The sequence below is a fragment of the Runella aurantiaca genome (genome assembly GCF_003339505.1).
GTDB lineage: Bacteria > Bacteroidota > Bacteroidia > Cytophagales > Spirosomataceae > Runella > Runella aurantiaca.
This window is the reverse complement of record NZ_QPIW01000043.1, coordinates 20128-43688: the sequence shown is the minus strand read 5'-3', so window position 1 is coordinate 43688 and position 23561 is coordinate 20128. Positions and strand designations below refer to the sequence as shown.

Annotated in this window: 19 protein-coding genes, 1 pseudogene and 1 CRISPR repeat array (1 of these 21 running past the window's edge); of the genes and pseudogenes, 2 read left to right on the top strand and 18 right to left on the bottom strand. The window is 41.3% G+C overall.

Annotated features, from left to right (window positions below; translation table 11 throughout):
- Positions 1-3065: a CRISPR direct-repeat array (repeat unit 37 nt; unit sequence GTTTCAATCCTTATTTTGCTGGAAAGTGCTCTGAAAG); it reaches 5887 nt to the left of the window's first position.
- Positions 3066-3270: 205 nt separating this feature from the next.
- The 10 genes from cas4 to DVG78_RS28775 all read right to left on the bottom strand — a co-directional run bounded on the left by cas4 (position 3271) and on the right by DVG78_RS28775 (position 13753).
- On the bottom strand, positions 3271-3843 hold the full coding sequence (gene cas4 / locus DVG78_RS28820; RefSeq protein WP_114464480.1) for a CRISPR-associated protein Cas4: 573 nt from the start codon (positions 3841-3843) through the stop codon (positions 3271-3273).
- Positions 3843-4133, bottom strand: coding sequence for a CRISPR-associated endonuclease Cas2 (gene cas2 / locus DVG78_RS28815; protein WP_114070680.1), 291 nt, complete (start codon positions 4131-4133; stop codon positions 3843-3845). Before cas2 ends, cas4 begins: the two co-directional genes overlap by 1 nt.
- A gap of 33 nt (positions 4134-4166) precedes the next feature.
- On the bottom strand, positions 4167-5156 hold the full coding sequence (gene cas1, locus DVG78_RS28810) for a CRISPR-associated endonuclease Cas1 (protein ID WP_114464482.1): 990 nt from the start codon (positions 5154-5156) through the stop codon (positions 4167-4169).
- 22 nt (positions 5157-5178) lie between these two features.
- Positions 5179-6198, bottom strand: a complete 1020-nt coding sequence (locus tag DVG78_RS28805) for a PDDEXK nuclease domain-containing protein (RefSeq protein WP_114464479.1) — start codon at positions 6196-6198, stop codon at positions 5179-5181.
- 10 nt (positions 6199-6208) lie between these two features.
- Positions 6209-6967 (bottom strand): CRISPR-associated endonuclease Cas6, encoded by a 759-nt coding sequence (locus DVG78_RS28800; protein ID WP_158550138.1) that lies wholly within the window; start codon positions 6965-6967, stop codon positions 6209-6211.
- On the bottom strand, positions 6951-7568 hold the full coding sequence (locus DVG78_RS28795; protein WP_114464478.1) for a transposase: 618 nt from the start codon (positions 7566-7568) through the stop codon (positions 6951-6953). The genes DVG78_RS28800 and DVG78_RS28795 overlap by 17 nt, the downstream gene beginning before the upstream one ends.
- A gap of 234 nt (positions 7569-7802) precedes the next feature.
- A complete protein-coding gene (cas3, locus tag DVG78_RS28790) occupies positions 7803-10196 on the bottom strand; it encodes a CRISPR-associated helicase Cas3' (protein WP_114464477.1) in 2394 nt (797 codons plus the stop codon).
- Entirely contained in the window at positions 10193-10948 is a 756-nt protein-coding gene (gene cas5b / locus DVG78_RS28785; protein WP_114464476.1) for a type I-B CRISPR-associated protein Cas5b, read from the bottom strand. The genes cas3 and cas5b overlap by 4 nt, the downstream gene beginning before the upstream one ends.
- Complete coding sequence (cas7b, locus tag DVG78_RS28780; protein ID WP_114464475.1) at positions 10938-11858, bottom strand: type I-B CRISPR-associated protein Cas7/Csh2; 921 nt, start codon at positions 11856-11858, stop codon at positions 10938-10940. The genes cas5b and cas7b overlap by 11 nt, the downstream gene beginning before the upstream one ends.
- Before the next feature lie 26 nt (positions 11859-11884).
- On the bottom strand, positions 11885-13753 hold the full coding sequence (locus DVG78_RS28775; protein ID WP_114464474.1) for a TIGR02556 family CRISPR-associated protein: 1869 nt from the start codon (positions 13751-13753) through the stop codon (positions 11885-11887).
- Between the two features lie 496 nt (positions 13754-14249).
- Here DVG78_RS28775 and DVG78_RS30530 point away from each other — a divergent pair, with 496 nt between their 5' ends.
- Positions 14250-14381 (top strand): hypothetical protein, encoded by a 132-nt coding sequence (locus tag DVG78_RS30530; RefSeq protein ID WP_262511881.1) that lies wholly within the window; start codon positions 14250-14252, stop codon positions 14379-14381.
- A gap of 176 nt (positions 14382-14557) precedes the next feature.
- Here DVG78_RS30530 and DVG78_RS28770 read toward each other — a convergent pair whose 3' ends face one another.
- Both DVG78_RS28770 and DVG78_RS28765 read right to left on the bottom strand, forming a co-directional pair.
- Positions 14558-15466 (bottom strand): helix-turn-helix transcriptional regulator, encoded by a 909-nt coding sequence (locus tag DVG78_RS28770; RefSeq protein WP_114464473.1) that lies wholly within the window; start codon positions 15464-15466, stop codon positions 14558-14560.
- Positions 15467-15523: 57 nt separating this feature from the next.
- Positions 15524-18286, bottom strand: a complete 2763-nt coding sequence (locus tag DVG78_RS28765; RefSeq protein ID WP_147277199.1) for a 3-coathanger stack domain-containing protein — start codon at positions 18284-18286, stop codon at positions 15524-15526.
- 167 nt (positions 18287-18453) lie between these two features.
- Between DVG78_RS28765 and DVG78_RS30150 the strand changes: the two genes are divergently transcribed.
- Positions 18454-18624 (top strand): hypothetical protein, encoded by a 171-nt coding sequence (locus tag DVG78_RS30150; RefSeq protein ID WP_158550136.1) that lies wholly within the window; start codon positions 18454-18456, stop codon positions 18622-18624.
- A 425-nt stretch (positions 18625-19049) separates the two neighbouring features.
- Here the strand turns inward: DVG78_RS30150 and DVG78_RS28760 are convergent, their stop codons facing one another.
- The 6 genes and pseudogenes from DVG78_RS28760 to DVG78_RS28735 form a co-directional block, all read right to left on the bottom strand.
- Complete coding sequence (locus DVG78_RS28760) at positions 19050-19667, bottom strand: hypothetical protein (protein WP_114464471.1); 618 nt, start codon at positions 19665-19667, stop codon at positions 19050-19052.
- A 274-nt stretch (positions 19668-19941) separates the two neighbouring features.
- Positions 19942-20409, bottom strand: a complete 468-nt coding sequence (locus tag DVG78_RS28755) for a DUF1905 domain-containing protein (protein ID WP_114464470.1) — start codon at positions 20407-20409, stop codon at positions 19942-19944.
- A gap of 215 nt (positions 20410-20624) precedes the next feature.
- On the bottom strand, positions 20625-21050 hold the full coding sequence (locus DVG78_RS28745) for a hypothetical protein (RefSeq protein ID WP_114464468.1): 426 nt from the start codon (positions 21048-21050) through the stop codon (positions 20625-20627).
- Between the two features lie 195 nt (positions 21051-21245).
- A pseudogene (locus tag DVG78_RS28740) lies at positions 21246-21761 on the bottom strand (alpha/beta hydrolase family protein); the annotation flags it as partial.
- Positions 21716-21856, bottom strand: coding sequence for a hypothetical protein (locus DVG78_RS30145; RefSeq protein ID WP_158550134.1), 141 nt, complete (start codon positions 21854-21856; stop codon positions 21716-21718). The gene DVG78_RS30145 and the pseudogene DVG78_RS28740, both read right to left, overlap by 46 nt.
- Before the next feature lie 131 nt (positions 21857-21987).
- A complete protein-coding gene (locus DVG78_RS28735) occupies positions 21988-23517 on the bottom strand; it encodes a malate:quinone oxidoreductase (protein ID WP_114464467.1) in 1530 nt (509 codons plus the stop codon).
- Between the last annotated feature and the right edge of the window lie 44 nt (positions 23518-23561).

Genomic DNA, 23561 nt, shown 5'->3' with positions numbered 1-23561 from the left:
GATGTTTCAATCCTTATTTTGCTGGAAAGTGCTCTGAAAGCGAACAGTGTAGGCATTTCTTCGCGCGGTTCAATCCGTTTCAATCCTTATTTTGCTGGAAAGTGCTCTGAAAGAGGACATTGCTTCAAAAACTCCATGCAGTCTATGTTGGTTTCAATCCTTATTTTGCTGGAAAGTGCTCTGAAAGTTTCAATCCCAAAATTCACAGCAAAAAGCGGCTTTGTTTCAATCCTTATTTTGCTGGAAAGTGCTCTGAAAGTCTCCAAGGTCGCAGGTTCGATTCCTGACTCCGTATGTTTCAATCCTTATTTTGCTGGAAAGTGCTCTGAAAGCAAAAAAGTAGTCCAATATTTCTTGCAGATTAGTGAGTTTCAATCCTTATTTTGCTGGAAAGTGCTCTGAAAGTACTGTCAAAGATCGTTTCTGTGGCAAGACGTACCGGGTTTCAATCCTTATTTTGCTGGAAAGTGCTCTGAAAGTAAAGGATCAGCGACGGGAACCGACTACGTACTGTTGTTTCAATCCTTATTTTGCTGGAAAGTGCTCTGAAAGAGTTTTTCGGCCTGTACCCTATCCCAATAGTCACGTTTGGTTTCAATCCTTATTTTGCTGGAAAGTGCTCTGAAAGCCCTTTGTGTTGTTGATCCGCTTGCGTCACCAATTTGTTTCAATCCTTATTTTGCTGGAAAGTGCTCTGAAAGATTGATAATGTTATTGCCGAATTAGAGGGTTACGTGGTTTCAATCCTTATTTTGCTGGAAAGTGCTCTGAAAGTCGCATGGTTGCGGGGGCGTTTATGCGTACACCTGACCTGTTTCAATCCTTATTTTGCTGGAAAGTGCTCTGAAAGATCACCGCCAAACATTGCCAAATGATGCAAACACACGCGTTTCAATCCTTATTTTGCTGGAAAGTGCTCTGAAAGTTCAACTCCTTACTCAAACGTTCGGTGAGATTTTCCCGTTTCAATCCTTATTTTGCTGGAAAGTGCTCTGAAAGGCAACGAAAAAGCAAACCTAATAAGGCGTTCCCGTTCGTTTCAATCCTTATTTTGCTGGAAAGTGCTCTGAAAGAAATGTGCGCTCAATGTCCTGCTTACACGCATTGATGGGTTTCAATCCTTATTTTGCTGGAAAGTGCTCTGAAAGAAGCTCTGTAAGGTGGGAAATGTAGTTTCTGGTGAGTTTCAATCCTTATTTTGCTGGAAAGTGCTCTGAAAGGTTTTCATGTCACGTAAAGTCGGATTGTTCATTAAAAGTTTCAATCCTTATTTTGCTGGAAAGTGCTCTGAAAGCTTTCGTCCTGACTAGCTATCAGCCAAACGAAACGTCGTTTCAATCCTTATTTTGCTGGAAAGTGCTCTGAAAGTACTTTAGCCTGTACCACCTGCCGTTTGGGTGGGATGGTTTCAATCCTTATTTTGCTGGAAAGTGCTCTGAAAGAGGTCTTAGATTATCTCCACGCTTACGAACTCAGAGAGGCGTTTCAATCCTTATTTTGCTGGAAAGTGCTCTGAAAGATTACCTATGCGAGCAAGAGGGCGTTGACACTGTGCGTTTCAATCCTTATTTTGCTGGAAAGTGCTCTGAAAGCATCCATGCTCCGTCAATCTTCTTTACTAAGCCAAGTTTCAATCCTTATTTTGCTGGAAAGTGCTCTGAAAGTCAACTCCCATGCCTTACTTTCACTTTCGCAAATCGGTTTCAATCCTTATTTTGCTGGAAAGTGCTCTGAAAGCCAGCCAGCCCATGCCTTCTTTTTTGCCATAGATGAGTTTCAATCCTTATTTTGCTGGAAAGTGCTCTGAAAGCGGTTGGGTGGGATGTGAAGGATATTAAGGAAGTAGGTTTCAATCCTTATTTTGCTGGAAAGTGCTCTGAAAGTAGCACAAGGATTATCAGCAAACGCAATTATAGGGGGTTTCAATCCTTATTTTGCTGGAAAGTGCTCTGAAAGCCGAACAATGTAGAGGGGATTGCAACGGAGTTCCGGTTTCAATCCTTATTTTGCTGGAAAGTGCTCTGAAAGATTCTGCAAATAACGGGTATCAGTAGCGACGTTAGTATGTTTCAATCCTTATTTTGCTGGAAAGTGCTCTGAAAGAAGATGTTTAGGAAATTGTTAAGTGATGAAATTGCAGTTTCAATCCTTATTTTGCTGGAAAGTGCTCTGAAAGATTACGAAGACTTCATCAGAAGCGTGGAGCAGATGTAGTTTCAATCCTTATTTTGCTGGAAAGTGCTCTGAAAGATCGCTCAAAACCGCATCAGTGAGCGGCTCAGCATCGTGTTTCAATCCTTATTTTGCTGGAAAGTGCTCTGAAAGGCGGCAACTCCCAGTACTCACAAAGTGCAGATTAGCAGTTTCAATCCTTATTTTGCTGGAAAGTGCTCTGAAAGTGGGTTGGGGATAATCACTATTACATTATTGCAAGCTATGTTTCAATCCTTATTTTGCTGGAAAGTGCTCTGAAAGGATTGAGCGCGCTAAGGCTGCACAAGTAGAAGCTGAACGGTTTCAATCCTTATTTTGCTGGAAAGTGCTCTGAAAGGTTCATTTCTTGTCGCCCCTGTGATGCAAGTAATTCGGTTTCAATCCTTATTTTGCTGGAAAGTGCTCTGAAAGAAGGCGCTCCGCTTTTCGTAGGCTGAATTATTGCGGCGTTTCAATCCTTATTTTGCTGGAAAGTGCTCTGAAAGCCGAAAAATTAACAATGACAAAGTGCCTGGAGAACTGTTTCAATCCTTATTTTGCTGGAAAGTGCTCTGAAAGAGATGTTGACGTTAGTTTAGAAGGGCTAAGGAAATTAGTTTCAATCCTTATTTTGCTGGAAAGTGCTCTGAAAGGAGTTGATACGCTTCAAGTCGCTGACCAACAGGTAGTTTCAATCCTTATTTTGCTGGAAAGTGCTCTGAAAGAGGATAGATTGTATTGGTTAGCTATCCATCAGAACGGTTTCAATCCTTATTTTGCTGGAAAGTGCTCTGAAAGGCGTTATCCAACGATTGCGGCTACCTGCAAAAATGGCGTTTCAATCCTTATTTTGCTGGAAAGTGCTCTGAAAGCCGTCAGGTGCGCTAACGACTTGATTACAAATATAATAACTGTATTTTGCTCCTCTTCTTATTTTGTGAAACAATACGTCAAAGAACCTTTTTGAGCGGCATTTTTTGTCTCTTTCCGTAATCATAACCTGCTCATTATAAATTAATTAATCCCTGTTTTTTTGCAATTGAAAATAAATTGAACCTCGGAAATTTTCTGGATCTCTTACCGAATACACATATTTCGGTAGGTACAGCCTACACAACGCGCTTTATATTTTGTCGCTTTTGGAAAAAAATTATTCTCAATGATGTGTCCAATCGCCTTGGCCGCGTCTTTTACTTCCTGCTTGTTGTCGTCTGTGATTGGTACTTCAATCAGTTTATTCCGACTTCGGGTGTAGACCAAAAAGCCTTTTTCCACTTTCTTGCCGAAATTCTCCTCAATTAACCACGCATAACAGTACAATTGCGTGCGATAGGTCTCATATACCCGGTCTTTGTATTCGGCAAATTTATAATCCAACGGTACCATCGTCCCGTCTGACAGCCCCAACACCTCGTCCACCCGTCCGCGTATAAGGTCATTGGTCAGATACTGGTCAATGTGTTTACTCACTGCTCCGATACGCCGACGTAGGTAGTCTTTGTTTTGCTCCAATTTCAAATCGTGCAACTCCCGTCCGCGCATTACTTTGTAATTCTTTTCTTCGTACTGCGGAATAGCTAACACGTATTCGAAGTAGGTAAACCTCGGACAGTAAAGATACTCAATAATATGGGAAGGGGTGAGGGTCATCAGAAAAATAAGGCTCGTATTTGGTCCGTCACTAAGTCTTTGTCAAAGGCCTGCCCGAGCAGGTCAGTGTTTCGCAATTCGTCTTTACTCATCGGAAAAATATAGACCTTGTCTTTTTCTTCGTCAATCAACGCCTCAATTTGGAGCCGAAGCGTGTCTTTTTCGTTGGCCGTGAGCGTACCCAAAAAACAAGAATACTGCACCCGGTACAATCCCGCTTGCTCACAAAGCTTGGATACCTTGGTGCGGCTTTTATCCTTCTCAATATCATATAAAACCCAAATGATCATGGTGGCAAATGACGAATGTTTCGAATGACGATTTTATGCTATCAATGCATTGGCAAAGCCGTGCGCATCAGATTGAATAACGTGACTGCGCACCAGATTGCGGCCTTTGTGTTTGATGGGGTCATCATCCATAAATTTTGTAAACGCCAACACCAAAAGTTCTTTGCCCGTTTTGTTGAGGCTTATGCCGTTTTGGAGTTCGTCTACGTGCGATTTATTGACTTTTTTGCCCGAAAACAACCGAAATACCACCTCATCGGCAAATGCCCGGTAGGGTTCGATAAAGTCAAAGACCATGCTGAGTTGGTTGTAATCGTCGCGGTGCATAAATCCTACGTACGGGTCAACGCCCGCCACGATCAGTGCCTTTTCAATTTTTCCGTACAGAATCCCGTAGGCATAATTCAAAAACGCGTTGAATGCATCTTTAGCGGGGCGTGAACTGCGACCGTTGAATGCATATTCTTTGGGAAAAACATAACTTAACGTCTCAAAATACAATCGACCTGCCGTTCCCTCCAGCCCGCGCAGCGTATCGGCTATTTCCGACACCCTGCGGGCTTCCAAGGATGTGATGGACACCGAAAGTGCTTCAATACGCGTAATTTTATCGTTCAGAAAATCCGCGTGTTGGGGTCGGTGTTTTTTCAGGTCTTTGATAAAATTGAGCTGATTGTCCAATTTCGTCAGCAACCACGTTTTGGTCCATTTGACCCCCACGCTGTCTAGGCTTGCTTCCAATTGTCGCTTCCTGATTTTGGTCGTGCTGCCCAGCTTGGCGTGCCAGACCCGTCCGATGGGTTCGCCGTTTTGCTCAATAAACAAAATATCGACGTTGTGCATCATGGCCAGCTTGATGGCATCGGTACTGAGGGCGGAGCCCGTGGCCAAAATGATTCCTTCGACCTTATTGGCCGAAAAGTGCTTTTTCTCCACTTCGCCGTTTTCTCCCTTTTTGCGAATCTCAAACATGTCGTCCTTTACGTGGACGTAAGTACCGTAGGTGTTGATGTGCAGGTGCATGGGTTTAGCCCCCAAACAGGGCTTATTTTAATCGTTTGGTCCTTTCTAAAATTTCTCGGTCTTTCTCAATTTCGGCCCTCAGTTCCTCTTCCGTCGGCAAATACATCAGGTATTTTGAAGCAAAAAGCTGCTGACTGTCTTTCAACACCGAATACTTAACCACCGCTTCATTTTTCTCCGAACACAATACAATGCCCAAGGTCGGATTATCGCCCTCTTGCCGTTTCAGGTCTTCGTACATTCGCACGTACATATCCATTTGCCCGATGTCTTTGTGGGTAAGTTTGCCTATTTTCAGATCAATCAGCACAAAGCACTTGAGCAGATAATTATAAAAAACCAAGTCAATTCTAAATTCTTCGTCTTCAGCCCGGATAAGTTGCTGTCGCGCCACAAATGCAAATCCTTTTCCCAATTCCAGTAAAAATTGTTGGATATTGTCCAACAGCCCCTGTTCGAGGTCTTCCTCGTAAAGCTTCTTATTTTCGGACAACTGCATAAAGTCCAATACGTAAGGGTCCCGGATAAAATCCAGCGGAGAAGGCGGCAGGGCAGATACTTTATCAAGTCCTTCTTTGCGAATTCCTTCGTCAAATTGGCTCGAAAGAAGTCTTTCGTAATACAATACCTCAATCTGACGTTCCAATGCCCGAGTGGACCAACCATTTTCAGCCGATTCATTCATGTACCATACACGCGCCTTTTCATTCCCTACTTTGCACAAGATTCTGTATTGGGTCCAGCTCAATTCGTGACGCACTGCGTCACGAATTGGAAATTTCTGAAAAAATAGCCTCATATAACGCAGATTGCTGGGGTCAAAGCCTCGGCCGAATTCATCCGTCAATTGCTTGGCCAATTGCTTCAAAAGTGCTTTCCCATATTCGGCCCGACTTTCGCCGGCCTGCTCTTCTTCCACGATTCGCTTACCGATCGACCAGTACAGGTCAACCATCGTAAAATTGACCGCCACTTTTACCTGATGCTGAGCTTTCGCAATCAGGTCTCGAATCGTTTGATAAAATACTTCGTTAAGTTTCATACAATGAAATTCAAAGTTGACGAATACAGCCAAATCCCCGCGCCACTGATTTTCCTAATCCGATTCCGTTGGGCAGCGTGGCGTTGACGACAAAATCGCCCGTAAAAGCCAGCATGGTTTGGTTTTTAAACTGCGTGGTGGTTTGGGCCTGTACGTTGAGCAGGATCATCAGGCGCGGCAAATCAGGCTGATACGCACCAGCCCCTTTCAAAAACGCCAAAATGTTGTTTTGCAGGATTCGTTGCAGCAGTTCCTGTCGGGTTTTATCGTCGGCGTTCATATACTCGCGGTGGTTTTCCTGATTGAGCGGCATCCAAAGCGTTTCAAAACGGTACTTCACCAGCGCACTGCCCACTTCCACGGCCGCCTGTTGGTGGTCAATGTGTTTGGACAATACCTCAATTTTTCGCCCGTCAATATCCAACGCCCTGATTCTCAGAAATAATTCCACCAACAGCTGCGCTCCTTCGCCCAAGCCCACGAGCGTAGGCACCCGATTGAGCACCTTGTACTGCACCAACGGATACGCATACCGCAGACTGCCATCGTCGTAGTGATTGTGCAGCAGCGGCGAATGTTCTTTAAAAAAATCACCAAAATACCCGCGCAGCTTATGAGCATCCCGCGTACGAAGGGGGATTTCGGGGAAAGTGACGGTGGTGAGGGGGATTGTTGTTGTGGTATCGTTGGGTTGCCTTGTGGTATCGTTGCATTGCCCTGTGGCATCGTTGCATTGCAACGATGCTACCGTATCAGAAATGGTTTTCATCGTCTTTCCAATTGTTGGGGTTATGGATGATATATTGTTGAATCCTGCACAATTCTTCTTCGTTTCGGATGATTCGGTCATGGAATTTCGATTGCCAATCAAATCCTGTGGCATCGTTGTACTGCCTTGTGGCATCGTTGCACTGCAACGATGCTACCTTTTTGATTTCTTTAGAACAGGCTCCTTTATAAGAATTCAACACCCGAGAAATGCTGCCCGATTTGGGCGAAATGGCTGACATAAGTTGGTTTTTGTCGGTATCTATTGTGGTTGTGGCATTGTGGGGTTGCCTTGTGGCATCGTTGCACTGCAACGATGCTACTGATTGGACAATCGCCAAAATGCCGTGAATATGATTGGGCATAACCACAAATTCATCCAATGCAATATGGGGTGAAAATTGTGGTATTTTGAACCAATTATCCCAAACGATTTGCCCTATCTCCGACAAAACCATTTGATTATCTATAATTTGGCCAAAATACGGCAGTCGGTCTTTGGTACAAATCGTTACGAAATACATCCCTTCGTTGCGATAATCATAACCTTGCAATCGAAACGATTGACGGCGATAGTGGGAAAAATCATTTGGGGGTGCCATAAACAGATGGGTTTATGATTGAAAAAACATTGATTTCATTATCGTGGTATAATTGCTTTGTTCGCGGTTTTATATCGTGTTGTATATGGTATTCTGGGCATCGTTTCCATCTCGTTGTTGTCATCATCGTTGTTGTTGTTGCAACGTTGCGACAGGATGATACGACCCCGGCCATAATGTAAACGGTATTTCTCCAGTTCGCAATGGTATTTTAGGAAAGGTGACGGTGGGGCATTATGATACAAATACTTTAACTTCTTTATAACCAATGTTTTGCAATAGGTCAGTATCAGAATAAGGATAATAAACAGAAGGAATTCCTAATTTTACCAAGCGGAAGCCAAACTCTTTAGGTGAATCAAATGCTATTTCTTTTTCACCGCGAGGAACAGGAACATTAACAACATAATCGTAAAATTTAGATTTGAGTTTGCCAAACTCAAGCCTCTTTTGGAAGATATTCAATTTCTGATTCAGATAAATCTGTTTGAATTGTTCCCAAACCTGTTTTGCAGTTTGATTTACCTGTACGAATACCGACTCAGTAAATCTTTCTTCAATTAGTGAAAATTCGCCCAAGTCTTTAAATGCCAAATTTGCAATGTGTTCTAAGTTTTTGACGAGCAAACTATCCGATTGTTTGCGAACTTCTTTAAAATAGGCATCAATCAATCTTAAATAATCATTCTCTTCAATCTCAGTTATTTCGTTAAGTACGTTTTTTGACTTTAATAACAAAGCTGAACCATAAACCCGCTGACTGCCTTTGATACTTTCTTCAATCTCAAACAAAAATACATCACAGGCATACCCTTTTTCATTATACCGATTTGCACGACCGGATGCCTGAATAATGGCATCAATTGGGGCTAAACCCCTAAAAACTGTATCAACTGATATATCCACCCCAGCTTCAATAAGTTGAGTTGTAACAACTATTTGTTGTTTATCAGATTTCTTATTTTTCAAAAAACCAATGATTCGTTTACGTTCATAGGGTGTAATAAGTGTTGACATGTAGTACAAATTGCACGTGTCTAAATCTAAGATTTCTTTCATTTTTTCAAACACCTGAAGACACGAAGCTTTTGTGTTCAAAATCAACAAAAGGTCTTTTCGGGGGTTTTGAACGGCATATTCAATCACCTCCGAAACAAAATCATCCTGACTGATTGGAGATACAGCTTTATTAATAATTTTGGTACGATTAAATAACTTGAAGTATGATTTATAGTCAGGTACGATTTCTTTGATTTCGAAATCAGGCAAAAAAATAAGAGGCTGAGTCGCCGACATAAGAATGAAATAACAGTTTAGTAAACTACCTAACTCTTTGAATACCTGATTTATAAGTTGCCAATGTTCGAAATTTATGGTTTGGATTTCATCCAGTATAATGATTGAGTTAGCCAGATTTGGCAATTTCATCAATAAACTCTTGTCATTGGAAAAAATCGAATTGAGCAGCTGAACGAAAGTGGTTACCACAACTTCAGACTGCCATGTTTCTATCAGAAATTGACTTATATCTGGAGTGAACTCATCATCGCCCATTTTATAAGAAGGCTCGGCTTGATGGTGATGTTTTAGAATGACGGACGAGTCGTCCGTTTGGGCTACTTCTTTATAAACATCATAATTTTGATCAATGATTGAGGTAAATGGGATGGTAATGATTAATCGTTTTATATTTGGATTGAGTTCTTTCAGTTTGAGAGCTACTCCCAAGGAAGTTAAGGTTTTTCCAAGACCTGTCGGAAGTGTTAGTGAATAGATGTGCTGACTTGGCTCATATACGTTTACTAAGTTTTCAATAGAATCGTAATACGCCTTGTTTTTGGATTCATCAAGACTGTTTCTGACTTGGTTAAAACCTTTTGACTTGCGGTATTGCTCAACTCCGTCCAGAGGAAATTTTGAAGATGATTCAAAGCTTACACCCACAATTACGTCAGTTTTATCAGAGAAAAGTAATGTGCTGTAAAGCAGTTGGTGTAAATAAAAAAACTGAATTTTCTGCGAAAACACGATATCTTCATAGTCACCGTGTTTTATTTTATCATCATAAAAATCAAACAGTTCATTTACATATTTTTTGCCTCTAATGTATGCCTTAAACGTTTGAAAGTCATACGTTAAACTCACATCGGGTAGAAAGAAATCAATAATTTCCTGTGCATCCACGTCAAGAAATGCATCAATAATTTCACCCAACTCTTTGGATTTTTCAGCCAGTTCAACTTCAGTTTCTAAATTATTTAATCCCCCGTGGTGCCGCCTTGTTGCCGTATAAGCAAGCGTTGCAATGAGCTCTTGAATCCAAGGCTCTAAATCAGTCTTTGACAGATAGACTTTTACCACTTCACGTACGAAAAGTGCAGAAATCAACGCGTGATTTTTTGGTCCATTAGTTTCTTTACCTAATGTAGAAAGATAGAATTGAAAATAACGAGTTGCTTTACCTAAATCATGAAATGAGCCGCATAAATAGGCTACATCGCGCATAATTTCCTGCGAAACAGGGCTATTTTGCAGCCAGTGGCGTTCGCTCATGATGCGTTTGCAACTCTGAGCAACTTCATTCAAATGGAAAACAAGGGGTTTGCCGGGGTGTGAAAATGCGGTCATAAAAAAAGGATGTTTCCCAATGATTCAATCTCTACAATGTGTTGACTTTTTACCCAAAGCGGATTTCCATTGGATTCAATCAAGATTTCAGCAAATTCTTTCACCAATCTATCCGAAGTCATGTAAATCGGATGGGTATCGGAAGTGTATCTGAATTCTCTGTTTTCAGTTATTTGAATTGGATTGGACGAATCCAGTAAATTCATCTTTACAGCAGAAATAACAGGAGTATAAGCTGAGGTTTCTGGTAAGAGTTTGCTTTGAAAAATACCAACCATTGAAACAGTTGCCAATAACTGACTCAACCCCAGGCAAACGGTAAAATTGGTTTTTCGTTCGCTGATTCTCTCAGCCAAGTCATTAAACAAGGCTGTGTTATTCCACGTGAGAAAAATTCTGAATTTGGGGTTTTTAAGGAATTCAAACTCGATCTGGGTGCGGTTATCAATATTGAAGAAACTGTTTTTAGTGTTCAACAGATTAAAAGCCATTGATACTTTATTGACAGGATTCAGAACCTGTACCGCTATTTTTGCGTGTTCCGGAGAGAGTAAATCTGCTACCGGCGTTTGTCCCTCTTTAAATCTCCCAACGCCCAATTCGCGCTCAATACCTAAAATAGCCCCAATCATTCCAATAATGGAGGTTCGGGGTGGAACAGAATAGGTCAGAGGTGAAGTGGTAGTGTTAAATTTCCGAAAATGCCCATATTCCCCTCCAACGTCAAATACTAAAACGCGGTTAGAGTGCATTGAGGTCGATGGTTTCGTTTTGGATAGACACAACCTCACCGTGGGATTGGATTTTTAAGCGGCTGTCTGCCTTAACGGTTATTTTATCAATTTTATCACTGTATTTTTTCAGTTCTGTTGTCAAGTCTGAAATGTCCAATGTTACATCTTCCAATCCCCTGATTTCCAAGTCATTTTTGCCTGAGATTATTTTAATACGCTGACGTAAATTACCGATGTAAAACGCTTCTTTGTAGTCTATGTTTATGAGCAGGACGGGGCTTTGTCCGAATTTTGAACGTGAAATTAAATTCTTGGTTCCTTCCCAAATTCCTTCCAACAGCAACGATTTATCGTCTTCGCTCATAGTTGAATATTGGGCGGCCTTTTCATTGACAATTCCGTTTACGCCAATCAGTGCGTAGGGTAATTTGTATTCCGTTCTGAAAGTAGCTTGAGATTTTTTGTCGCCCGATGCAAATGCACCCGTTCCCTGTTCAGTGGTTACTTCTGTTTGATGCAGTGAGCGGCCCATTTGAAACTGCACCGGTCCCGTTAAAGTAATGGAGTCTTTTTCCAAAGGAATTACACCGCCAAATACCCGAATATCAATGCATTCTTTTAATACCCTTTCACGACTTTCGCCAAAAGCTTTCGCACGGCGTTTTCCATCCGAGATATAGCTTTTATCACCGTCTTGGTATTCTGTTTCTCTAACAAAAATGTCTTTCCCTTCTTTTCCGTTAAAGCCTTTGTATTCGTACCAATAATCTCGAATGGTGCGTTTGATTCGAACATCGGAAACCAGCGCGGTACCGTCTTCCGAGTCAAATCTTGGACGGTTTTCATTCATAGGGTCACCATTTGGATTAGCATTTTCGATTTCGTATAAGAATAAAATTTCGCTGCGGTTTTTGATAGTATCTGACATTGTTATAGTATTTGAAAAGTTAAATATTAGTCTTCGTTTTCCGATTGTCCTTTAAACTGCCCGGCCCATTCAAGGCCGGCGACAAAGTAGAGCGAAAGCTCATTCTTGCTCACATTATCCGGATTATGTTTATTGAGGATTAACTTGGGTAAAACCTGTTCTCTCAACTCAGGATAGGCATTAGACATATCGTATTGAGTCAATTTTTCTTTGGCTTCCACGTAAACCCTGCATAAATCATTGAGTGATAAATCAAATCCCTTTAATTTTTTCTCAAAAGGTGTGCTTCCTAATTCTCTGTATTGTTTACTCATGGTATATTTCACTAAAATACCCAGACCGAAAACTCCAACTTTGATTTCGGAATCGAAGAAGTCAGGATTTTGGTGGACAAAGTCAGTGAATTTAGAATGGTTAAACCCGCTGTTATTCTTTGTTTTAGTTTGTTCAAATGTATCCATATACGTATAGTTTTGGTAGTGTATTAGGTTCAGATGTTGCAAATATCGAAGTGCAAGATGCGCCTTCAGGACAGTCCAGGCTAAGGGTTCCACAAAATCGTCTGATGTTTGCGATTTATTATAATTGGCTCGTATCACTTCCATAAACTTGGAAAATACCACCTCCCTTGAAATTGGTTTACCATCAAATACCTTCTGTACCAAGCTAAGAAAGTCATCATCAAAGAATCCCTTTAATATTCCGAAATTGAAATTGAGGTCTTTTTTCTCTTTTTTGACCGTTATGGCTTTATCATACAGCGGATGTTGATTGATGATTTTGGGAACCTCTACGAAAAGCTTTCGAAACCGAGATGGGACAACTTCTTCCAATAAAAGCTTGATTTTAATGGCTTTCGTCTTACTGTCCTCTTCAAAAAACATTAAATTAAGAGAGAAAAAGTCTTCTTCCTGAGCCACGAGTTCCATGATTTTGTCCTCCGACCGCTCAATTTTTTGAGCTTTGGCTACGGACATCTCTTGGTATAGGTCATTCAATCGTTTAAGCAAATTGCCAAGCAACTTTTCATCACCGCCCAACAATAGTTTTGGAATCATGTAGAAAGGCCGGCCATAAAAATACCCTTGCAGGTTTTGGCTGATGTAATCGCGTCCAAGTTCAAAGGGTAAGCTGCAATCAGAACAGATTGGATAATTTTTCCACGTATTTTCCTGCTTGAAAAAACCGCTGACCATACCGGGCTTATCAACTGTGAAGTATTTGAATGGAGAGGCAAAACCGTACAAAACGGGCTTTTCTTCAAGACAGATTGAGCACCTGTTATTATAGCCTTGTGATTTAACGTTGTACTTTTCCGACTTATCTTCAGTACCGCTTGTCAATAAAATATCCTGAAAGGTTTTTAAATCCCCAACGTATTTTTCGGAACCATCTTCAAAGTCAAATCGAATTGTAAATGTGGTAGCTTTTTTATCGTCTTTATTGAGTCCTTCATAGGCTTGCTGAAGTTGCTTTTGTAAGGAATTGAAGGAGACCTCATCATCCAAGAACTGTTTAAGGGCACTTAAAATCGCTGATTCATCTTTGTAGCCTCTTTTTTGCGCAAACGCAATAAAGAAAGTAATTTGATTGATTTTAAGTGTATTTAGTTTTTTGTCAAACGTTTCGGAAACCTTTGTCGTAATTGTAATGTCACCCCCGCGTGAAGAACCTTTGCGATAGCCATATTTCAAAAAAGTATTTTTATTGCCATTTTCTATGTCAATCTTGCTTAGTTCAATACCGTCATTTTCTGAAACTTTGAAAATGGCTACTATGACCACATAATTGTCCTTGTCCGGAAAAGTATTCTGAACAAACAACTGAAAAGGCTGAATATCCCCTTTTCGTTTCATGGCATAACGGCCTATATCAACTACAATTTTATCCTGCATAGTTGTGCTTATTTTATTTCTCAAAAGAATACATTTCTTATGACAATTAACAGGGCAAAGCAAAGCTTCGTCACAAATTGTCACAAAAACTTATCTAGCGGTCAGTTGGAGTTATTAAGGAATTGTATGTTCATCAAAGGAAAGCCCATTACATAGATCGCAATCCATGTTTTTCAGCTGCCCACAGTTATGACATTTGCCATTGGGTCGATTAATCAAGCCGCTGCCGCTCACTTGAAAAAATGAAGAATAAATGCTATTTTTGTCCATAAATAGAAGATTTTGTTGATAACAAGCTTTTAATGAGTCGACAACGGGCCTCGGAATCCATGTCGACTCTTTGTTTTTGGTTCAATCCTTTTGCACTTTGGAAACATACTAATTATACCTTCCAGAACACTCTACGAATTTCAATATATTTCACTTATAAACTTTATCGTAAAGTGTATTGGATGGTTAGGAAGGTTTTGCAAAGATATATCGTTATTATTTATCTTTGCAAACATTTTTTAAAATAGCCCCCCTCGACCGCCAATTCGATACCATCGAAGAAGCGGCGAAGGCCAAAACGGAGTATTTGGTGCAGGTCGTTTTGAAAGGGGTGGATTTGTCGAGGTTAAAGGCGTAGGTGATATTTATTACTTCGTGCCCGTCATAAGATACGTTCAGTAGAAATACGGAATGGCGCTTTCAAAGGGATTGTTCTATCCTTGATTCTCCGAGTAAATTTTTAATTGTAATTACATAATTGCTCGGATAAGTCACAGATATAAGGCTCAACGTGAGCAGATTAATAGATTTTACTCAATACCCCATCCCTGCCACAATCTCATTCAAATAATCTTTTAACTCTTGAGGTTGTACCACAGCGATGTTTTGGTGCAAGCCCAAAATAAACCGCCCAATACCTACAAAACTGCGCACTTCTATGCTCAACAGATACGAATACGGCACCGCTTTAATGCGCTCCAAGTAAGGCCGGGCGGCGGGGTGTTCTTCAATCAGGAGTTGATAAGCTGTTGGAGTAAGGTGCAATTCCACAAAAATGGGTTCGGGTCCGGTCCAGCCAAAAATATCTATTTCGGGGTTGGGAAGGTCGTTTTCTTGCAGTCCTGCCAATACCTCCAAATCTTCGATACGACTCACTTTGAAGGTTTTTGTTTTTTGGCTTTGCGGTTCGTACGCATTGAGCGTGGAGAAATCGTCGGTAAAACTCAGCGGCTCCACTAAACGGTCGGTGGTACTGTTGGAATTTGAAGAGTGATAGCGCAAAAGCCTTACTTGCCGCTTGGCTTTGATGGCTTCGTTGAGTTGAGTGACAATTTGTGCCCGGTGACGGTCAAGGAGTTCAGCAGCCAGAGGCACTAATTCGGAAGTCAGGTAGATTTTGCGCTCAATGCTCGCGTAGAGCGGACTGGAGGCTTTCAGTCCCGACAGTGAAGGGCGCAGAATGGCCGTTTCTTCAACGGTAAAGGTAATTGTTGTGCTTTCTCCTTCAAATATCCAGTAACGATTTTGCTCATCATTTTCTAAATGATAGCCAATTTTGTCCAACAGTTTCAGGTAGCGGTACATCGAGCGCGGAGAGGTGTTGACTGCTCGGGCCAGTTGAGGAACGGTACGTCTGCGCTCTTTCAGCAAACTGATGAGCCGCAATACGCGCTCTATTTTTGCCTGTTCGGTACCTGTATCGTCATTTGAAAAAGAGGTCATGGCAGAAGAATGATAATGCGATGGAGGATTCGGGCCTGATTGTATTTTTACCTTTATCTAAAATCTTTCAAGCCTCAAATCATCAAAATAAGCGGTTCCTTCCGAATCTGCAGCCGTAAAACCCAAACGGCAACTGATTCTCACATAACCGTCACCAGAGTTGAAAGGAAGCAGTACCTGTGTCCAGTCAGTTGTGCCCTTGATGTCTTTACTCCTGAGTGGAAAGTCAGCACTGTCTAAGCTTGTGGTGACGCTCAAACCACCACCTACTCCTCCTGGGTTGGCATTTGTGGTAACGTTTTCGGTTTTAATCCAGCCCTTCAAAACATAATTGGTATAAGGAGCAAGAAAAAGAATCTGATACGCCTGCACATCATTGCTTTGCACAGGCCCAGCTACGGGGCCCGAATAAATCCTGATGCAATTGGAGCCGTTGCGACCTTGCCCTACTAGCCACGAGAATACTGCCTGATCGGGTTTATAGCCACCTTTTAGCCAATAGGAAAAAGCACCAGCGTTTACAAAGTTAACTGGATTTTCAAAATCAGCGTTAGGGAGCAAGGGAAACCCATCATTTAACGTTAACTTTAGGGGGGCGGTGGTACAGAAAGATGGATTGTTTCTATTGCAGACCGAATAAACCAGACTATCGGTTCCAGTATTTTCATTAGAAATATAACTGATGGTTCCGTCGGGATTGACTGTGGCCGTTCCTCGGGTTGGGTTGACAAGAATTACGGGTAAAGTAACTTGTGTCAAATTTGTTATGGCCGAACCATCAGGATTAAAGTCGTTGGCTAGGACTTTAATTTTCTTGGCATATCCTGCTGCCACCGACGAAAGATCTGCTTGGGCCATCGGGGTTCCACATCCCTTAATCAAGGCAGTAAATACACTTCCTTTAGACGCCTGAAAGCCTGGTAGTAAACTAACACCGTTGCCCGCCCAATACATTACTGTGCTGCCGGCGGCTATTTCTTGCGTCGAAACGATGGTTTGAGCCGCCTGCTGCACTCCCGATGGGGTAGCAGCTGAAACCACCACGTTATCGTTTATTATGTTGACGGTAAAGGGTTGACTGGACTGAGGGCCACAGCCGTAATGACAGGTTACGGTATAATTTGTCGTAGTGGTTGGACTGACCGTGATAGAAGGAGAAGTTTCGCCATTTGACCACAAAAGCGTTCCATAACAGCCATACGTAAACAGTTGAGTGGCAGAACCCGAACAAATGGTATTTACGCCGTAGATAGTAGGAGGATCAACACCGCAATTTTTACCATAATTTCCATTGATAGGACTCGAAATAGCCGATGCTCCGTTGGAATCCGTGACTCGTACACGCGTCAGATAAGGCCCTGTTTGGGGAATCACATAGTCATAAAAGTGAGCAGAGAGGGCAGGAGTGTCGAAAACGCCATCATTGTTAAAATCAAATTCGGCAGTAAACGAATTATTGTTGGGGTCGGTGGTAGAACTGGCATCAAAGCGGGTACCATTGCCCGAATAAGGGGCATTGGGATAATAGGTTTTTAAATAAGGCTTAGGGGCTTGGTTGCCCGCCGTAACCGATAAAGTAAAACCCGAAGAAATGGTCCGATTTCCCTGCCTGTCACCTACGGCAATACTGAAAGAATTACTGGTTCCTGCTTGGTAATAAGGCGTTTTAAAAGTAGTATCTACATTCAAACGGTTTAACGCCAGCTCGTCAATGAGCTGCCCATAATTGTCGTATAAATGCGCATAAGCAATACTGTCGGAGCTAGAAGCAACAAACCTTATCTTCAACAATCCTGCCTCGGGGCTTACTGTACCGCTGGTTAAGACGTTTAAGCTGTGGTTATAATAGCTCGCTTTTCTAAAACGGTTGAAATAATAACTTTCGTTTAACATTAATGCAGCGCCATATTCCAAGCGGGTATAGTCTTGGGGGTAGAGAGTAGGGAAAAAACTGCCTCTTATCCCCCTTAGTCCATTGCCCATCAGTCCTCCAAAAAAGTTATCGTCGTGACGAAAATCGTGATTTATACCAAAGGCATGACCCATTTCATGACACAAAGCCCCCAAGTAAGAAGAGGCCACCGTACTGAATGTATTCTTTTCAAACCAAGCAAAAGATACATTCTGAACCAATGGGTAAGGTCCCAATTCAGGAATAATTTGACCCGCATAATTGGTATTATCCAAAAGTCGTTGAGGATTGAATAGTGGAATGACATTACTTCCCAACTCAGCCGTTCCCGAATGGTTTCCGTTTCCACCACCACCGCCCATGGCAAGCCCACCAATAAAACTCCCATCTGGAAGTTGTACCTGTGTTTCTGGGATAAGTACCCACACTTCTCCTGCTAAATCAATGGTTAGGCCTGCATTTTTGGCAGCAAATTTTGTTCTGTCAAATAAATCACCCCCACTATTTCCTCTTAAATAACTATCCGTTTCAGGAACATTGACTAAATGAATTTTGGGCCGGGGTGAATCCTCTTCCGTTTCAAAAATAAATGTTTTTGGTCCAAAACCATTTTGTTCCATATTGTCACGAAACCACATTTGTGCCATTTCTATGGCAAATTGTAAGTTTTCTTTATAATGGGCCTGAGGTGTACGATTGGATGGAACCACATAACCTATTCTGACTTTTGCAGGCGGCCAATTAGGAATACCGCTACTGTCGGTTTGGCTCACCGCCGATACACTATTTGCATTTTGCAAAGTAGCTTGATAATTGCGACTTGAGCCATTTAAAAGGGGGATTTGGGCATTTAGAAAAAGATTATTGCTCAAACAGAAAAAAGCTAAAGCGCATAAATATATTTTCATCTTTGACATGGTTATTTAGAAGGTACTTATCAACGATAATTTGCTTTGTTGACCCAAGTATTATATAACTGTTAGAAACGAATTGCCCTTTTTACTTTTATAAAGTATTTGGATGTTTTCGTCTCTTATGTTATGGACCAAATACAAAATAATCAGGATGAATAACCATGACATTAAACACCTTTTTGAATGATTTTGCCCCAAATGACCCTAATAATGACTGCTTTCTACCGTTTGATAGCAGAATTTTAACAATTCATTCAGTTTTGGCGGTGGTCTATCTGTCGACGCAGATGACAAAAGTATTTATCAAAGGCGTGGAGGTATATTCTTTCTAAACCGAAGTCATTGAGGCGCGGGGAGTCATTGTATAATTTTTGGTCGTAATTTTTGAATTAATCTTAATACCAATTATGATTTCAATGAAAACGACTGCTCGCTTTTTTGGAATATTCTTTATTCTGTCTTTTCTTTCCTATACAATGGGTTTAGGATTAATGAAAGATGAATAAATGATTTGACTGAAGGGGTATTGAAAAAAATCGAAGAGGTTAGAAATAATACAACATTGCTTGTGTTATTCTTTCACAAGAAGGAGATTGCTTTCTTTCCAGACTAATTCACTTATCAATAAGATCTCTCCAAAAGTGAATTGGTGCTTGGCTTTCGGAATAAAAACCGAATGGATTTGTGACAATAATATTTTTGGGGATGCAATAAAATTTCTGAGTTGCTATATTTTTAAGTCTATATTGGTTGTTGTTTATTTTTCAAATTTGCCTTTTGCTTTATTGTATTTGAATGCTACTTTGCCTTTTTTGGTATTCTCTGAAATGTCTATAAAATATATTTTTGAATCAGAAATGTAATAATTTGAGCCTTTATTGTTTTTGTATTCATAGTTATAATCACTGCTTTCAACAAAATCTTCGTTGTAATTACGTGCATAAAAGAAGTTTTCGTTTACTTCGTGGAAGTGATAATCAAGTAAGGTTTCTTTCTTGTCTAGGTTTATTATTTTTATAAAAATTTTCTTTTTTGAATCTGCGCCAGATTCTCCTTTTTGAGTTGTGTATTCAATTGAATACTCTAAGACAATCTCTTTTAACCCTTTTTTGTCGAAATCTATTTCGAGAATTTTTATTGGCTCTGGAATGCCCTGCTTCTCTTCAAAAGATTCTGTTGGTTTTATTTTACCATTTAATAAGCCATACGTAATTCCCGATTTTGGGTCTTTTATCTTTAAAGAATAGGTTGTATCTGAATTTTCCTGAATAATTTCATAGCTTGTCTTATTTTCAAACTTACTTTCATTGTTTTGAGCAAATATATTTGTACTTATTGAAGCAAGTAAAATGTTAAAAGTTAAAAACGTTTTCATTTTTTTTATTTAAATATTGTGAAAAATGACCCTAGATGTTAATTTTTTCTGTGGTATGAGTTTTAAGTTTTATCGGCTTTGTTGTACGGATATTTAATAGCAAAAAAGTGCAATTATAAACATTATTTGTGCAATATAAAAAAGAGTCAAATTCCGAAAAATAGGGTAATTTGACAGTTAAAAGCTCAGTTTTTACATATGTATCTGCATTAATCTCTTTTAAATGCGAACCATGCAACAAAGCCGTTTTGAAAGCAAATCAAGAGAGGTCCGCTTAATCATTTCTTATGCTTAATTGGTCAATGTATTTCAAAATCATTTTAATTTTCTTGTCTTCTGATTTTAGAGATGCAATTTTTTTAATAATTTCATTCCGTTCGTCTTCTGTTAGTTTTTTAAACGCGTTTAATACACCTGAGTCTTTAAATGTCTCTAAAACATCTTTCTCCGTAATTTGCTCTTTTGAAGTCAACAAGTAAAGTGTCACAGTTACAGTGTCGCCACCACTTTTGTTTATTGCCTTTCTGATTTTGTCGTTGATGGAAATTAACTTGTCTTGGTCTCCTAATTTCGCTAGGTTAATGCTTTCTATTTTGTAGTTGTCAATCGTGCCCGAAACTTTCATAGACCCCCATTTTCCAACAATGTGTTTCGTGTTGGGAATTTGAATATGATAAGTCCAAGCACCTTTGCCTGGTTGATATTTTAATTCAAGTTTTTCGTCTTTTACTAAGTATTCCATTTTTTACGGTTTGTTTTTAGCCTTTCCGCCAACGTTTTGGCGCTTGGCGAAGAAGCGGAATTCGAAGCACAAAACTTTCTTTCAGCACTGAACTTGATACGAAGCACAAAGCTTCATTTAAGCACTGAACCCGCTTTTTTGCCAAACGCCTGTTAGCACTCGTTTTTCTTGTCGTCAAGTTGGTTTCTCCTGTTGAATCCTTCACTTCGTAATGTTTAAATGTATTTTAAATAATCTATTTCTTCGGTCAAAAATTGTCTTTCGGTGTCATTTAGAATTTTAGCCAAGTTGTTTCTTGTTGCAACTCCAATTTGTAAAATTTCTAACCACTTTGGGTCATTTAGAATCGCTTCATTGTCATAGTCATCTTTTTTAGGCGAATTATATTTGTCAAGTGCAATGTGCCAATCTTCAATTATTTCATATTCCTTTTTTGTCACCCAATCTTTGTCTAATTGATACTTGTAATTCTCATCAATAGCTAAATCGTCAAAATAGCTGCACATAAATTCTACAAATGACCAATGCGGATTTGTATGTGTTCTGTCAAGCCAAGATTTTTTTTGAAGGTCAAGCGAAGTTAATTCGTTAATGCAACCAAGCCACCTTTCTCTCCATAAATTCCTGTCGTTACTGGTCATAAATTATTTGTCTGTTGCGATTGTCGTCTTTTTAAAATGAGTGCTAACTTCTATATATACGCAACTATTGCATATATACCTTCGAGTTGGAAGGGTATACACCACCGCCTACCCTCAAATATAAAAAAACAGCCGGCTGTTTCCAACCGGCTGTCCTTAAAACGTAGTAGATTCCTACGGAATGATAAAAGTACCTTAGCGCTTCTCGGCCGACATTTGTCCCGTCTTGGTGGCGGGGGTGGTGGCGGGTGCGTTTTTCACGTATTTGTCCAACCAGCCGTTCATTTCGTACAGCATGTGCAGGAGCGATTCTTTGGCGGTGTAGCCGTGGCTTTCGTAGGGCAAAAACACCAACTTGGCCGTGGCACCCATGCCTTTGAGGGCGTTGTAATACCGCTCCGACTGAATCGGGAACGTACCCGTGTTGTTGTCGGCTTCGCCGTGGGTCATCAGAAGCGGGGTTTTTACCTTGTCCACGTTCATAAACGGCGACATTTTATTGTACACATCTGGTGCTTGCCAGTAAGTACGCTGCTCGTTCTGGAAGCCAAACGGTGTCAAAGTACGGTTGTAAGCGCCCGAGCGCGCAATGCCCGCTCTGAATAAGTTGCTATGCGACTATAGGTTGGCCGTCATATATGCGCCGTAGGAGTGGCCGCCAACGCCTACGCGGCGGGCATCCCAAATGCCGAGGAGTACGCCTTCGTCGAGGCGGTAGGGGAGAGGTTTTTTTGCAGAGGTTTAAATCCGATGGTGGTGGCCTTCCGCCGGTATTGTTTTTCGTATTTAATGTTAAATTTCGCCAATCCCGACAAGTCGGTTACGCTGAATAATCACTTAGTAGAATCGGCACGCTCGATTAACTGGAGCGTAGCGCCAATGACGGGGCTATTGGTGGTATCGGTTGGTCGGATGGTTAGGGATTTTATGTTTGGTGTTAGATGCCTGAATTTCGGAGAATACCGATGTGGTTTAATTGTAATACTTCGTGGGTCCATTGGCGGACACGATGCGTCAGTTGGGGGTCATCCGCCAAATGTTTACCATATGACGGAATCATTTCATTGAGTTTTGCGGTCCATGCTTCGGAGGCCATTTGGTCTTTAAAGCACTTGTGGAGGAGTTCGAGCATGATGCTGACGGAGGTAGAAGCCCCTGGCGAGGCGCCCAATAACGCGGCCAGCGTGCCATCGGCCGAGGCGATGACTTCGGTGCCAAACTCTAGGACACCGCCCTCTTCTTCGTCTTTTTTGATGACTTGCACGCGTTGCCCCGCCACGGCCAACTCCCAATCGCTTTCGGTGGCATTCGGTATAAATTCTCGCAAAGCCTCGATTTTGTCTTCAAAACTCAGCATCACTTGTTCAATCAAATACTTGGTCAACGGCAGGTTGTGAATACCAGCGCTGAGCATGGGCAGGATGTTGTGGGGGGTGAGCGAGAAGGCCAAGTCAAAAAACGAACCCTGCTTCAAGAATTTCGTTGAAAAACCCGCAAAAGGTCCGAAAAGTAGCTCTTTTTTGCCGTCAATGATGCGCGTATCTAAGTGAGGAACCGACATAGGAGGCGCCCCTACTTTGGCTTTTCCGTAGACTTTGGCGTGATGTTGCGCGATTAATGCCTCATTTTTACACACCAACCACTGCCCACTCACAGGAAATCCCCCAAACCCTTCACCTTCCTGAATGTCCGACTTTTCTAGGAGCCGGAGCGCACCGCCACCTGCTCCGATAAACACAAATTTGGCCCGTACTGTTTTGTTTATATCATTGGTTTCGTCTTCTACTTTGACGAACCAATGTCTCATTTCGTCCTGCTCAAGCGACTTTACTTCGTGATTCAGAAACACTTCAATTTCGTGGCCCTCTTTCAAGTGATTAAACAGACTCCGTGTGAGCTCACCAAAATTAACATCCGTACCCAACTCAATGCGGGTGGCCGCTATTTTTTCGGATTCGGTGCGGTTTTGCATTACCAGAGGCATCCAAGATGCTAGAATTTCAGGTTGGTCGCTGAATTCCATGCCTTTAAACAAATGACTCGTTTGCAGCGCTTCGTGTCTCTTTCGCAGATAGTCAACATCTTCCTCTCCCCATACAAAACTCATGTGAGGAATACTATTGATGAAGGATTTTGGACTACTGAAATAGCCGTCCCCGACCAAATACGACCAAAATTGCTTTGAAACCTCAAAGGATTCAATGATTTTCAGGGCTTTAGAAATATCAATGCTGCCGTCTTCCCGCTGCGGCGTGTAGTTCAACTCGCACAGCGCCGAGTGCCCCGTCCCTGCATTGTTCCAAGCGTCGGAGCTTTCGGCCGCTACTCGGTCGAGGCGTTCAAAAATGGCAATTTCCAAGTCAGGTTGCAGTTCCTTCAAAAACACCGCCAAGGTGGCGCTCATGATACCCGCCCCAATCAAAACTACATCATAATCTACGGAAGCATTGTTTTCGTGGCTAAGCATACTGTTTGATTTAGGGGTTAGGGTGTTTTTTATTCAGAACGTTA

What these genes read in the sequence shown, in the direction of transcription:
- cas4 (WP_114464480.1), bottom strand. Translation starts at nt 3,843, where the DNA reads ATGACCCTCACCCCTTCCCATATTATTGAGTATCTTTACTGTCCGAGG.
- cas2 (WP_114070680.1), bottom strand. Translation starts at nt 4,133, where the DNA reads ATGATCATTTGGGTTTTATATGATATTGAGAAGGATAAAAGCCGCACC.
- cas1 (WP_114464482.1), bottom strand. Translation starts at nt 5,156, where the DNA reads ATGCACCTGCACATCAACACCTACGGTACTTACGTCCACGTAAAGGAC.
- DVG78_RS28805 (WP_114464479.1), bottom strand. Translation starts at nt 6,198, where the DNA reads ATGAAACTTAACGAAGTATTTTATCAAACGATTCGAGACCTGATTGCG.
- DVG78_RS28800 (WP_158550138.1), bottom strand. Translation starts at nt 6,967, where the DNA reads ATGAAAACCATTTCTGATACGGTAGCATCGTTGCAATGCAACGATGCC.
- DVG78_RS28795 (WP_114464478.1), bottom strand. Translation starts at nt 7,568, where the DNA reads ATGGCACCCCCAAATGATTTTTCCCACTATCGCCGTCAATCGTTTCGA.
- cas3 (WP_114464477.1), bottom strand. Translation starts at nt 10,196, where the DNA reads ATGACCGCATTTTCACACCCCGGCAAACCCCTTGTTTTCCATTTGAAT.
- cas5b (WP_114464476.1), bottom strand. Translation starts at nt 10,948, where the DNA reads ATGCACTCTAACCGCGTTTTAGTATTTGACGTTGGAGGGGAATATGGG.
- cas7b (WP_114464475.1), bottom strand. Translation starts at nt 11,858, where the DNA reads ATGTCAGATACTATCAAAAACCGCAGCGAAATTTTATTCTTATACGAA.
- DVG78_RS28775 (WP_114464474.1), bottom strand. Translation starts at nt 13,753, where the DNA reads ATGCAGGATAAAATTGTAGTTGATATAGGCCGTTATGCCATGAAACGA.
- DVG78_RS28770 (WP_114464473.1), bottom strand. Translation starts at nt 15,466, where the DNA reads ATGACCTCTTTTTCAAATGACGATACAGGTACCGAACAGGCAAAAATA.
- DVG78_RS28765 (WP_147277199.1), bottom strand. Translation starts at nt 18,286, where the DNA reads ATGAAAATATATTTATGCGCTTTAGCTTTTTTCTGTTTGAGCAATAAT.
- DVG78_RS30150 (WP_158550136.1), top strand. Translation starts at nt 18,454, where the DNA reads ATGACATTAAACACCTTTTTGAATGATTTTGCCCCAAATGACCCTAAT.
- DVG78_RS28760 (WP_114464471.1), bottom strand. Translation starts at nt 19,667, where the DNA reads ATGAAAACGTTTTTAACTTTTAACATTTTACTTGCTTCAATAAGTACA.
- DVG78_RS28755 (WP_114464470.1), bottom strand. Translation starts at nt 20,409, where the DNA reads ATGGAATACTTAGTAAAAGACGAAAAACTTGAATTAAAATATCAACCA.
- DVG78_RS28745 (WP_114464468.1), bottom strand. Translation starts at nt 21,050, where the DNA reads ATGACCAGTAACGACAGGAATTTATGGAGAGAAAGGTGGCTTGGTTGC.
- DVG78_RS28735 (WP_114464467.1), bottom strand. Translation starts at nt 23,517, where the DNA reads ATGCTTAGCCACGAAAACAATGCTTCCGTAGATTATGATGTAGTTTTG.